The sequence below is a fragment of the Pseudoalteromonas carrageenovora IAM 12662 genome (assembly GCF_900239935.1).
Lineage (GTDB): Bacteria > Pseudomonadota > Gammaproteobacteria > Enterobacterales > Alteromonadaceae > Pseudoalteromonas > Pseudoalteromonas carrageenovora.
This window is the reverse complement of sequence record NZ_LT965928.1, coordinates 83660-96939: the sequence shown is the minus strand read 5'-3', so window position 1 is coordinate 96939 and position 13280 is coordinate 83660. Positions and strand designations below refer to the sequence as shown.

Genomic DNA, 13280 nt, shown 5'->3' with positions numbered 1-13280 from the left:
TAGATTATGGCCCAATCAGGACTCGACCTTTTTCCATATACCCGCATGCGCAGAATGCGCCGTAGTGATTTCTCTCGCCGCTTAATGGCTGAAAACCAATTAACAGTTAACGATTTAATATTTCCGGTGTTTGTACTTGAAGGTAAAAACCGACGCGAAACGATTGAGTCTATGCCTGGTATTGAGCGCTTATCAATTGATTTGCTTTTAGATGAAGCAAAAGAACTTGTTAAATTAGGTGTACCGGCAATAGCTATTTTTCCGGTTACACCTTCTGATAAAAAATCTCTTTTTGCTGAAGAGGCATATAACGATGATGGGCTTGCACAGCGTACCGTGCGTGCACTAAAAGAAGCTTTCCCTGAGCTAGGTGTAATAACTGATGTAGCACTTGACCCATTTACCACTCACGGGCAAGACGGCATTATTGATGACGAAGGTTATGTAATTAACGATGTAACAACCGAAATTTTGGTTAAGCAGGCGCTTTCACATGCGCAAGCTGGCGCAGATGTAGTTGCTCCTTCGGATATGATGGATGGTCGTATTGGCGCTATTCGTGAGGCTCTTGAAGCGGATGGTCACATTCATACTCGCATAATGGCTTACTCAGCTAAGTATGCATCTAGCTATTACGGACCATTTAGAGATGCTGTAGGTTCAGCCGGTAATTTAAAAGGTGCCGATAAAAAAACTTATCAAATGGATCCTGCTAACTCAGACGAAGCTATACGTGAAGTGGCTCTTGACTTACAAGAAGGCGCAGACATGGTGATGGTGAAGCCAGGAATGCCATACCTTGATGTAGTACGCCGTGTAAAAGATGAGTTTGGTGTACCTACTTTCGCATATCAGGTAAGCGGTGAATATGCAATGCATAAAGCTGCAATCGATAACGGTTGGTTAGCAGAAGAGGCCACCATAATGGAATCTTTACTCGCATTTAAACGTGCTGGTGCTGACGGTATTTTAACCTATTTTGCAAAGCAAGCCGCACTGTACCTATATAATAAGTAAATCATTTTTCGAGAAGGCACTTCCGCCTTCTCATTTACATTCGTTAACATTTCTGTATTATTTTTGTCATTTATATTCTCTACACTGGTTGTCCCATTTTGGGATTAATACACGGGAATAATAAAAAATGTTTAAAACAAAAATAACACCACTAGCACTTGTTATAGCAAGTCTCAGTGCACCAGCCTCCGCCGATCTAATCATTTCTGAATACATTGAAGGAAGCAGCAACAATAAAGCAATTGAGCTTTATAATAATGCAGACACTGAACTTTCTCTTGAAGGTTATACTTTAGGGCTCTATTCAAATGGTAGCAGCTCAGTTGGCAACTCAATTGACTTAACAGGTACATTGGCTGCCAATACAACCTATATCATTTCAAATCCTAGTGCCGCCACTGCCATTCTTAACATTGCAGATACAACCAGCACAGTAACTTATTATAACGGTGACGATGCCCTTGTTTTAACTAAAGACGGTGTGGTAGTTGATAGCTTTGGCCAAGTGGGTGTTGATCCAGGCTCAGAGTGGTCTGAAGGCGGTGTGGCTACAGCCAACAAAACGCTGCGCAGAAAAAATAGCATCACAACGGGACGAACTAATTCAACTGCAACTTTTAATCCTAGTGATGAATGGGAACAGTTTGATATTGACACCTTTGACGGCTTAGGCTCGCATGCTGGCGATGGTGGTACGGCTCCTGCGCCAGACCCTGAGCCAGAGCCACTAGAACCGCTTATATGTGACGCTGATAAAACGCTTATTAGCGCTGTACAAGGCGCAGGCGATGCAAGCCCATTAGTGGATACTGTTGTTGAAATTGAAGGCATTGTAACCGCTGATTTTCAAGGTGAAGATGGCTTAGATGGCTTCTTTGTTACCTCATTAGCAGCAGATGTAGATAGCGACCCAATGACCTCAGAAGGTCTATTTGTATACTTTACCGATACCGATGTAAATGTAGGTGACCACGTACGCGTACAAGGTACAGTTGATGAATACTACGACTCAACACAACTAGCAGATGTAACACAAATTGCAGTATGTGGTACTGGCGAAGTCGCCTCTGCAACTACAATAAGCCTACCATTAGACAGCCAAGCTGATCTAGAAGCCTACGAAGGTATGCTCGTAAGCCTAGATCAAACATTGGTTGTTACTAATAATTACGGCTTAGGTCGTTATGGTGAAGTAGAACTTGCCACTGAGCGTTTGTACCAAGGTACTCAAATTGCATTGCCAGGTGATGCAGCAAACGCTGTTGAAGCGGCTAACCTAACTAAAAAAATCTTATTAGACGATGGCTCTACAGCGCAAAACTCAGATCCAACGGCTTACCCAGCTGCAGGTTTATCTGCAGAAAACACACTACGTACTGGCGATACTGTAAATGCAGTAACAGGGGTAGTTACATACAGCTTTAGCACGTACCGTATTCATCCAACGGTTACACCGCAGTTTATAGCAACCAATGCGCGTGAAGATGCGCCGGAGCAAAGTGAAGAGGCCGATTTACGAATCGCTAGCTTTAACGTGCTTAACTACTTTAATGGTGATGGCCAAGGCGGTGGTTTCCCAACTAGCCGCGGTGCTGATTCAGAAGAAGAGCTTGTTCGCCAAGAAGCTAAGCTTGTTAGCGCTATTAGCGCCATGCAGGCAGATGTTGTTGGCCTAATGGAAATTGAAAACGATGGCTTTGGTGAATTTAGCGCTATTGCAAGTTTAGTAAATGCACTAAACGATGCTGATACAGCTAACAATTACGCTTATGTTGACTTTAATGTAAGCCAAATTGGTACAGATGCAATTACTACTGCCCTTATTTACCGCGCAGATAAAGTAGAAGAGGTAGGCACTGCGGCAATCACTACTGATTACCCATTTGATTACAGCAACCGCGCCCCTATTGCGCAAAGCTTTAAATCACTTTCAACAGATGAAGTATTTACAGTGTCTGTGGCGCACCTTAAATCTAAAGGTAGCTGTGGCGATGACAATAACGACGACCTAGGTGATGGCCAAGGCTGTTGGAATGAAATTCGTACCGAAGCTGCGACCGCATTTAGCAACTGGCTTGATGGAAAACCAACCGGTGTAGAAGACGAAGATATCATTCTTGTTGGTGATATGAACGCTTACGCAATGGAAGATCCAATCCGTAAGTTTGACGAAAAAGGCTATAAAAACGTAGTGGCTGAGTTGGATGGCGATACACTTAGCTACTCTTACAGCTTCTCTGGCCGTGCAGGTAGCCTTGACCACGCTTTAGCAACCGAGTCGTTACTTAGTAAAGTTGTTGCAGCAAATGATTGGCATATTAACGCTGATGAGCCAATTGTGCTTGATTACAACCTTGAATATAAAAGTGAAGGTCACCAATCAACGCTTTACTCAGAAAGTGCATACCGCGCGTCAGATCACGATCCTGTAATCATCGATATTAAGTCTGAAGTTGTACTAACTCCAGAAGAACAAACTCCTGTAATAGCGCCTGATCAGGTTTTTGCAATTGATGAAAATAGCCCTATAGGTACAGTTATTGGCACGCTAGATTTTAGCGACCCAAATGCAGACGAGTCTCCTGTAGTTAAGTTTATTGTTTCAGGTAACGATAGCGTTTCAATTAATAATCAAGGCCAGCTAATCGTTGCCAAAGATATTGATTATGAATTTGAAAACCGCATTACTTTAATAGTCCAAGCGCAAGACAGTGCTGGCAATGTATCAAGTGCTGAAACAGTTGCTGTAAAAGTAAATAACCTACGCTCAGATGATGACAATGATGCCGGTTCACTACTTTGGTTAACGCTTCTTTTAGCACCACTTTCTGTACTTCGCAGATTTAAAAAGAAATAACTTAAAATAGTTAGCTAAAAAGCCGCTTTGTTTAGCGGCTTTTTTATTTTTATACAAATGTAATTCAGACAAGCTTCATTAAAGCCCCCGTAATATGGTCATACTATCTGTAAATACTCTAGTAATTAATCAGTAACAACTACACAACCTTGAGTGATTTTTACACAACTTAACTAATTTTTATTTTTTAGGTTTAATTACTCATTGAAAAAGCTGAACTTTTTAAACGGGCTCAGATTTTGCTGTAAGTGGTAAGCCGATATTTACAAACTAAAACAAAAATCAATATTTACCCTAATACGTAAAAATAAGTGTGTTTTTATTAAGGAATGAGAATGAAACAATTAACCCAAAAACTGCCACAGTGGCCAAAGAAGTCAGCGCCATTACTGGGTCTACTTATTATTTTTTCAACTTGGGGCAATATCAACCAAGCAATAGCCGCAACAGGTGACGTAGCAATCCCGCAAAGTAGCTTATTTGATGTAATTAGCGCTCGCGCTAAAAAGCTCGCAAGCGAAGAATATGTACCACCTAAAAATATTGAACTTGAAGCGCTAAATAATATTGATTACCAAGACTACCGTTCAATTCGATTTAAAAAAGATAAGTCAGTTTGGAAAGACGAAGGCCTTTACGAATTGCAACTCTTCCATCCAGGATTTTTATATAAAACACCAGTTACAATAAATACTGTTGATGGCGACTCTAACCGTAGCCGCTTACCTTTTAGCACTGACTTTTACCAATACGATGGAACAGCAGCCCCTTTACAAGAAGAAATAGCAAAGAGTGTTGCCGGCACTCAGTTAGGCCATGCGGGCTTTCGTGTGCATTACCCATTAAATACCAACGAGTATAAAGACGAAGTGATGGTATTTCAGGGAGCATCGTATTTTAGAGTTGTTGGACCAAACCAAGTGTATGGTTTATCTGCTCGCGGCTTAGCAATAGATACCGCTGAAAACTCAGGTGAAGAGTTTCCGATGTTCAAAGAGTTTTGGTTGGCTAAACCAAAACCAGATCAAACTAATATTACTATTTTTGCTCTACTAGATAGCCCTTCAGTGTCTGGCGCATATAAGTTTAATGTAGACCCTACAACAAACATGCTTGTTGATGTTGATATGCAAATTTTTGCGCGTAAAGATATTCAAAAGCTGGGTGTAGCACCGCTAACAAGTATGTTTTATCACGGCGAAAACAGCACTAAGTTTTTTGATGATTACCGCCCTGAGGTTCATGACTCAGACGGCTTACTAACTCAATCAGCCGATGATAAATGGGTATGGCGCCCACTTAACAATCCTTCTCAGTTAAGTGTTACATCGTTCTCATACAATAATCCAAAAGGTTTTGGTTTAGCCCAGCGTGACCGTGAGTTTAATAATTACCTTGATACAGAAGCGCATTATCATAACCGCCCTAGCCTATGGATTGAACCGAAAGGCGAATGGGGAAATGGCCGTGTAGAGCTAGTAGAAATACCGACCGATACAGAAACTAACGACAATATTGTAAGTTACTGGGTACCTGAAAAGCCAATGAAAGCTGGGGATTCATTAAAACTAAGCTACAAAATGACTACCTTTAATGCCTTTTTAACTCAGCATGAAAAAGCGCGTGTACTACGAACAAGAATTGGTAGCGCAGCCTTGCCAGGTGAAGATAATCCGCCACCACCAAGTCACCGCCAATTTACCGTAGACTTTACAGGCTCAGATATAAATCACCTTTCTGAGCAACTAATACTAGACGCAGACATTCAACTTACAACGGGTGAAGTAACCGATGTAAATGTGCAAAAACTTCCAAATTCACAAGGATGGCGTGTAGCCTTTAAAATTGCACCACAGGACGATCAACCCGTTGATATGCGTTTATCGTTAAAATTACGTGACAAAGAAATTAGCGAGGTATGGAGTTATGTTTGGTACCCAAATGACATCAAGTAATAGAGGAAAAGGCACACCCATGCCATTCAAAACACTCAGAGTATGGTTATTTGCCATTGCTGCCTTAGGCACATCGGGGTACGGCATATCTATTATGTTTGAGATTTTAAGCTCAAACGGTATGACCTTGCTTGAATATGCCCTTTTGGTTTTATTCTCTATTACCTTTGCATGGATAGTAACGGCTTTTTGCAGTGGTACAATTGGTTTTGTGCTGCAATTATTTCGTATCGACCCATTAACATTAAAACGTATTAAACCTATTAAGTTTGATAATACAGCCCTTGCTCAGCAAAAAACGGCTGTAGTTATGCCTATTTATAACGAAGATACTCACCGAGTTATTGCTGGCTTTGAAGTTAGCCTGCAATCTTTAAAAGAAACTGGTCAGCTTGATAATTTTGATTTTTATTTATTAAGTGACACACAAGACTCAGAAATAGCTAAAAATGAGTTAAGTGCTTGGCATGCATTATGTGAACGTCTTGGTGATACTGCCAAACACGTATTTTATCGTCGCCGCGAAGACAACAAACACCGTAAAGTAGGTAACCTTACCGACTTCTGCGAACGTTGGGGTAGCCAGTACGATCACATGATTGTACTTGATGCCGATAGCGTAATGACGGGTAAATGTATGTTAGAACTAACAACTAGCATGATTAATAACCCACAAGCTGGCTTAATTCAAACAATCCCTATCCCTGTGCGCCAAGACACCTTTTTTGGCCGTTTTTTACAGTTTGCTTCGGTGCTTTATAGCCCAATGCTCGCTACTGGCTCTGCTTTTTGGCAAACAGATAAAGCCAACTACTGGGGCCACAATGCAATTATTCGTGTTGAAGCATTCATTAATTATTGTGGTTTACCAACACTTGAAGGTAACGCACCTTTTGGCGGCGAAATTTTAAGTCATGACTTTGTTGAAGCGTCGTTACTTCATAGTGCTGGTTGGGATGTACTACTACTATCTGAAATTGAAGGTAGTTATGAAGAAGTACCAAGTAATATTCTAGATTACGCTGTACGTGACAGACGTTGGGTACAAGGTAATATTCAGCACTTAGGGCTATTATCTTCATCAAAATTAAAACTAATGAGTAAACTGCACTTTTTATTAGGTGCAACAGCATATATCTCGTCATTAATTTGGCTCTCTATGCTTGCACTTAGCACTATAGATGCTGTTACTCGTGCGCTAAACAGTGACGTTTACTTTAACCGTGTTTATCAGTTATTCCCTACTTGGCAAATAGCTAAAACAGATCTAATTGATTCGTTACTTTACTTAACGATCGTTATTTTATTAATGCCTAAATTGATGGGCGTAATTGTTACTCTTATCCACAGAAACAAACGCTTTGGTGGCTCAATTAGACTTATACTGGGCTCAATTATCGAGACCGTATTTGCAATTATTGTTGCGCCATTAATGATGGTCTTTCATGCTTATTTTGTACTGTGTGTATTTTTAGGTAAAAAAGTAAAATGGGATGCTCAACCTCGCGAAGGGCGAATGGTCCCATGGAAAGAAGCATTTGGTTATACATTATTTTCAACTTTAGTGGCCATAGCTTGGGGTAGTGTTGCGTATTACTTTACGCCTGTATTCTTTTGGTGGTTATCTCCTATTTTACTCGGTTTGATTTTGGGAGCTCCAATTATTCGCTACACAAGTAGTATCAAGCTTGGTGTACAACTAAGAAAAATGGGAATATTTATTTGCCCTAGTGAAGTTGATAACGACACAACATTAGAGGCGCTTAAAACGCACTTGAAAGAGATTTCAGTACCAAAGGAAGGTGCTTATCCACAAACTACCCCATCTCTTCCTCAAGAGCATATGGTTACAATGCCTATCCAAAGCTTTAGTAAGTCACGCAAGCTAAAGATGAAAGCGCTAAAAGCTAAAGCGATAAAAAAGTTTAATTAGCGCTAAATAAAAGGCCATAAAAATCAAAAAAGGAGCAATAAGTTGCTCCTTTTTTATTACCATAAATAATGCAGTTAAGCATTACATTGCGAATTATTTGAAAAATTGGCTTTATCACATATTTTACTTTTATAAAGCTTAGCTATATCAGCTTGCGTTTGTTCAGTGAGTCGCCAATTATAGAAATTAACAGACTTACCATTTTCTAGCTCAACCCTAAAAACAGTACAAATAAACAATGGTTTAAATGAAACACATTTTATTTCTTCGCTATTGATATAGCACTCGTTCAAAAAGCGTGTGTAGTTTATTCCTGCTTTATAACAATTGAGAAAGCGAAGGTGAAGGATATTTAAAAGGGTTATTACCAAAAACATAGGTAATAAAAACAAAAAAGCAGTTTTAATAGAAATTGAAAATATGCTTTGAGTTAAGAACAGTAAGCAAAGTACTAAAATACATTTAGTAAATTGTAATGACCAATTTGGAGCTAGTTTAATAGAATTCATGTAGTTACGTCTTATATAAAATAAATATAGCAAACGTCTCTTCTGCGGAGACTTCCTTATCTACTTCTAGGGTACTCATCTAAAAGTGCTGGTATTTTACATTAGGCAATCACTACCATCAATAAATCTTTATTAAATTCATAAGCTTACAATTAATTTACAAAAATAGTGTTATAAACCAACGCATTGAATACTTTGGTAAATAAAATGTCTATCTAATACATTATTATTAACTAACCATATAGTCTTACTCATAATTAAAAAGCAACACTAAATAACTAATATAAATTTTTGGCAATAAAAAACCCGCAACATGTGCGGGTTTTTTTTAAAGAGTTAAAGTGCTAATTACTTAGCAGCTTTTTTCTCTTTTTCTGCAGCGATTACAGTATCAGCTACGTTTTGTGGACATGCTGCGTAGTGTGAGAACTCCATAGAGAACTGACCACGACCTGATGTCATTGTACGTAGTGAACCGATGTAACCGAACATTTCTGATAACGGAACATCAGCTTTAATACGAACGCCAGTTAAACCAGCTTCTTGGTCGCTTAGCATACCACGACGACGGTTAAGGTCACCGATTACGTCACCAACGTGATCTTCTGGAGTGAACACGTCAACTTTCATGATTGGCTCAAGAAGTTGTGCGCCCGCTTTAGGGATCGATTGACGGAAAGCACCTTTAGCAGCGATTTCGAACGCGATTGCTGATGAATCCACTGCGTGGAAGCCACCGTCAAAAAGTTCTACTTCAACGTCTAGTACTGGGAAGCCAGCTAGAACACCTTCGCCCATCATTGACTTAAAGCCTTTCTCAACTGCAGGCCAGAATTCTTTAGGTACGTTACCACCAACAACTGATGATTTAAACGTGAAGCCTGAAGCAACTTCGCCTGGCTTGATGCGGTAGTCGATTTTACCAAACTGACCAGAACCACCAGATTGTTTCTTATGCGTGTAGCTATCTTCGATTTCACGAGTGATAGTTTCACGGTAAGCAACCTGTGGTTGACCAACGATAAGGTCTACACCGTAAGTACGCTTAAGGATATCAACTTTGATATCTAAGTGAAGCTCACCCATACCTTTAAGGATAGTTTCGCCTGAATCTTCATCAGTCTCAACTTGGAAAGATGGATCTTCTGCAACCATTTTACCGATAGCAACACCCATTTTCTCATTACCGCCTTTATCTTTAGGCTGTACAGCAATCGAGATTACTGGAGTTGGGAATACCATTGGCTCAAGTGTTACTGGGTGCTTAGGATCACATAAAGTGTGACCAGTTTGCACGTTTTTCATACCTACGATAGCGATGATGTCACCAGCTTGTGCGCTAGTTAATTCTTTACGCTCATCAGCTTGCATCTCAACCATACGGCCAACACGCTCAGTTTTACCTGTAAACGCGTTAAGGATAGTGTCACCCTTATTAAGCTTACCAGAGTAGATACGTACGAATGTTAATGCACCGAAACGGTCATCCATGATTTTGAATGCAAGCGCTTTGAAAGGTTCATCAGCAGATACAATTGCATGCTCGCCGTTTTCGTTACCATCTTCATCCATAAGAGGTTGAGGATCAACTTCTGTAGGTGCTGGTAAGTAATCAACAACAGCATCAAGTACTAGTTGCATACCTTTGTTTTTGAATGCAGAACCACAGAATGTAGGGAAGAAAGCAAGGTCACGAGTACCTTTACGGATACAACGCTTGATATCTTCTAAAGAAGGTACTTCACCTTCCATGTACGCTTCCATTAGGTCATCGTCTTGCTCTACAGCAGTTTCGATAAGCATCTCATGGTATTCTTCAGTTTTTTCTACCATGTCTGCAGGAACGTCTGTGATTTCGTAGTTTTCTGGAAGACCAGTTTCGTCCCAGATGTATGCTTTTTTAGTTAGCACGTCTACAACACCAACGAAATCATCTTCAATACCAATTGGTAAAGTCATGATTAGTGGAGTAGCACCAAGTACTTTACGTACTTGCTCAGTTACACGGTAAAAATCAGCACCCATACGGTCTAATTTGTTTACGAAGATAATACGTGCAACTTCTGATTCGTTAGCGTAACGCCAGTTAGTTTCTGATTGTGGCTCAACACCACCAGAACCACAGAATACACCAACACCGCCATCTAATACTTTAAGTGAACGGTAAACTTCAACTGTGAAGTCAACGTGTCCAGGAGTATCGATAACGTTGAAACGGTGATCTTTCCAGAAACAGCTTACTGCCGCAGACTGGATAGTAATACCGCGCTCAGCTTCTTGATCCATGAAATCTGTAGTAGATTCACCATCATGAACCTCACCAGTTTTGTGGATAGTACCTGTAAGCTTCAGGATACGCTCAGTAGTAGTGGTTTTACCCGCATCAACGTGCGCGAAAATACCAATGTTTCTGTACTTCGATAAATCTGCCATTATTTTACTCTTAATAAAGTCGATAAATTATTCGGCGGGAGTATAGCATTACTTCAAGCGAACATCACCATACAAGTCGCTTAAAATGCAATCAATTCAATAAAAATTTTTTAGATTTGAAAGATGTGGTATTTAAATAACACTGATTATTATATAAGCCACTAAAACTATTATGTTTTATTCTTGTAATTTTGGTTTTAGAAAGTTAATTAATTATTTTGTAGCAACGCTCCGGTCGACCAATACTGCCGTAGCTTTGATCAGCACTTAGCTTTTCTGACTCTAGTAAAAACTCTAAATAGCGCCTAGCAGTTGAACGACTCACCCCAACTAGATCGCCCATTTGTTGAGCAGTAAAGGCACAGGCGTCATGTTGTACAAATGCATCATGAATTTTCTGTAAGGTAAGCTGATCAACCCCTTTTGGTAACCTAACCGTTGGTTTAGTTTGCTCTTTAGAGCCAAACAAAGAATCGACCATAGATTGTGTTACTTCGTTTGCATCAGAAAAACATTGCTGGCGCGTTTCAAAACGCGCTAACGCTTGATCTAAGCGGTTTAACATTAACGGTTTAACTAAAAAGTCGCAGGCGCCTAGTTGCATTGCTTTTTCAAGCGTTTCGACTTCTTTAGCCGCCGTTAGCAGCATTACTTCACTTTTGATTTCACGACGGCGTAAATCCGATAGTAAATCCAGTCCGTTACCATCAGGCAGGTGTATGTCGAGTAAAATAAGATCAGCCTCTATCGCTTGTAACAAGGCTGTTGCAGTACTTAAATTACCTGCAATACCAACCACTTGATACTGCGCTTGGCGCAAGCTCTGCTTTGCAATTTGACTTCCCGCAGCACCGCCTGGCAGCAATAAATACTGTGCAATTAGCTGCGCTACTTCAACTTCGTCTTCAATTATAATTACAGAATAGGTCATGCTCAATTACTCTTATTATTTTGGAATATAAACACTTAAGCGCGCCCCTAGTAAATCAGACTCACCTATTTCTAAACTACCACGGCACGAGTCTAAATTGGTTTTAACCAAATACAAACCGATACCATGTTGCGCCCCAGATTTAGAGCTAAATTGTGGCGTAAAAATAACCTCGTGGTCTGAACCTAAGCCAAACCCGGTATCTTCTACATCAAACAATAAAGTTTGACTGGTTTCATCCACCGTCACTCTTACAACCGGGTCGCGAGTATCTGAAGCTCTAATAGCCGCTTCTATGGCGTTATCTATTAAGTTGCCTAAGATGGAGACTACCCTTTCGAGCATATCTTTGCGCGCTATAACACCTAGCAGGCTATCTGGGTTTAGCTCTAATGTAACATTAAGCTCTCGTGCTTTATGGTATTTACCCACTAGCAAACCGGCTAGTACAGGGTCTTGAATTCGTTCAAGTAAGTTATGAATTTGCGCTTGAGAGCCCTGGCTCTCTTGCCCTATAAGTTCAATTGCTTGCTCATTTTTACCCATTTGCACCAAAGCCCCAATCAGGTTTAGTTTATTTGAGTAATCATGGGTTTGCACACGTAGTAGCTCCGCAAATGCTTGTACTTTTGTTAGCTGCTGGCTTAAATATTCCAGTTCATCAGATGGGCGCATACTGAGTAAAATGCCATCGGTCTGGCCCTGAACCTGTAAAGAAAAGCGCGACAAAATAATCCGTTTATCTGCTGCAAACAGCTCAAACCCAACAATTTTACGGCTTTGATTTCGCAGTAAAAATTCAGCATGTTCTGGTAGTAGATCTTCAAGGGTGAGGTTTTTATTAATTGTAGATGTTGGTTTATCCAAAATTTCGCAGGCACGTTGGTTTAACTTTCGGACTTTGCCATCGGGTTCAAGTGCAATAATACCGCTTCGGACCGTATTTAAAATAGCATCCTGCTCTGAAAATAACCTTCCTATTTCATCAGGTTGTAATCCAAATATTGCATTACGTACTCGCTGCCCAATATAAACAGCCGCTACAATACTCAAGCCAACAAGCAGTAGTCCCCAAATAAGTATTTCAGCACTACGCGATAAAATAAGCGGATTAATTGATTGCACCAAAAAGCCAACAGACACTAATCCTATAATTTCATTATTAGCATTATATACGGGTACTTTTCCACGAATAGACTCCCCCATACTGCCATGCGCAACCGATATATAGCGTTCACCATTAAGAGCGTTTTGGCTATCTCCCCCAACCATAGGTTTACCAATTTTTCGCTCATCTGGATGTATAATGCGCAGTGCATTAATATCGCCAACTACAATAAAGTCAGCACCTGTGAGCTCTGTGAGGGTCTCTATTTGCGAGTTAAACGCTGATAAGTCGTTTTTTATCTCTAACGCATTTATTACATCTGTACGTGTTGCAATACTATTAGCTACCGCCAGTGCTTTATCACCTATGTGGTTATGTAAACTTTGCGCTGTAAGCTGATACACCAACGCCCCAAACAATATTGCTTGTAAAACACATAGCCCTGTTACCCAAATAATTAAACGTGTTTCTAATCGTTTAGGTTTTTTGACCATGCTTTGCAAAGGGTTTAGCTTGTTGGTGTTAATCATTTATCTC

The 13280-nt window shown here is 40.2% G+C and carries 8 protein-coding genes; 4 read left to right on the top strand and 4 right to left on the bottom strand.

All coding sequences use genetic code 11. From position 1 onward, the window contains the following. The first annotated feature begins 6 nt into the window (after positions 1–6). From hemB to mdoH, 4 genes are all read left to right on the top strand, one after another. Positions 7–1017: a porphobilinogen synthase gene (gene hemB, locus ALFOR1_RS00460; RefSeq protein WP_058548786.1), complete on the top strand. Its 1011-nt coding sequence runs from the start codon at positions 7–9 to the stop codon at positions 1015–1017. A gap of 127 nt (positions 1018–1144) precedes the next feature. Continuing rightward, positions 1145–3874, top strand: coding sequence for an ExeM/NucH family extracellular endonuclease (locus tag ALFOR1_RS00455; RefSeq protein WP_104641720.1), 2730 nt, complete (start codon positions 1145–1147; stop codon positions 3872–3874). Between the two features lie 335 nt (positions 3875–4209). Beyond that, positions 4210–5829, top strand: coding sequence for a glucan biosynthesis protein (locus tag ALFOR1_RS00450; RefSeq protein WP_104641719.1), 1620 nt, complete (start codon positions 4210–4212; stop codon positions 5827–5829). Next, positions 5801–7762, top strand: a complete 1962-nt coding sequence (gene mdoH / locus ALFOR1_RS00445) for a glucans biosynthesis glucosyltransferase MdoH (RefSeq protein WP_104641718.1) — start codon at positions 5801–5803, stop codon at positions 7760–7762. The genes ALFOR1_RS00450 and mdoH overlap by 29 nt, the downstream gene beginning before the upstream one ends. A 74-nt stretch (positions 7763–7836) precedes the next feature. Here mdoH and ALFOR1_RS00440 read toward each other — a convergent pair whose 3' ends face one another. The 4 genes from ALFOR1_RS00440 to ALFOR1_RS00425 all read right to left on the bottom strand — a co-directional run bounded on the left by ALFOR1_RS00440 (position 7837) and on the right by ALFOR1_RS00425 (position 13273). Then, complete coding sequence (locus ALFOR1_RS00440) at positions 7837–8271, bottom strand: hypothetical protein (protein WP_058548790.1); 435 nt, start codon at positions 8269–8271, stop codon at positions 7837–7839. 348 nt (positions 8272–8619) lie between these two features. Beyond that, positions 8620–10704: an elongation factor G gene (fusA, locus tag ALFOR1_RS00435; protein WP_058548791.1), complete on the bottom strand. Its 2085-nt coding sequence runs from the start codon at positions 10702–10704 to the stop codon at positions 8620–8622. A 205-nt stretch (positions 10705–10909) separates the two neighbouring features. After that, positions 10910–11635 (bottom strand): response regulator, encoded by a 726-nt coding sequence (locus ALFOR1_RS00430; protein ID WP_104641717.1) that lies wholly within the window; start codon positions 11633–11635, stop codon positions 10910–10912. A gap of 15 nt (positions 11636–11650) precedes the next feature. Continuing rightward, positions 11651–13273, bottom strand: a complete 1623-nt coding sequence (locus tag ALFOR1_RS00425) for an ATP-binding protein (protein WP_104641716.1) — start codon at positions 13271–13273, stop codon at positions 11651–11653. Positions 13274–13280: the final 7 nt, after the last annotated feature.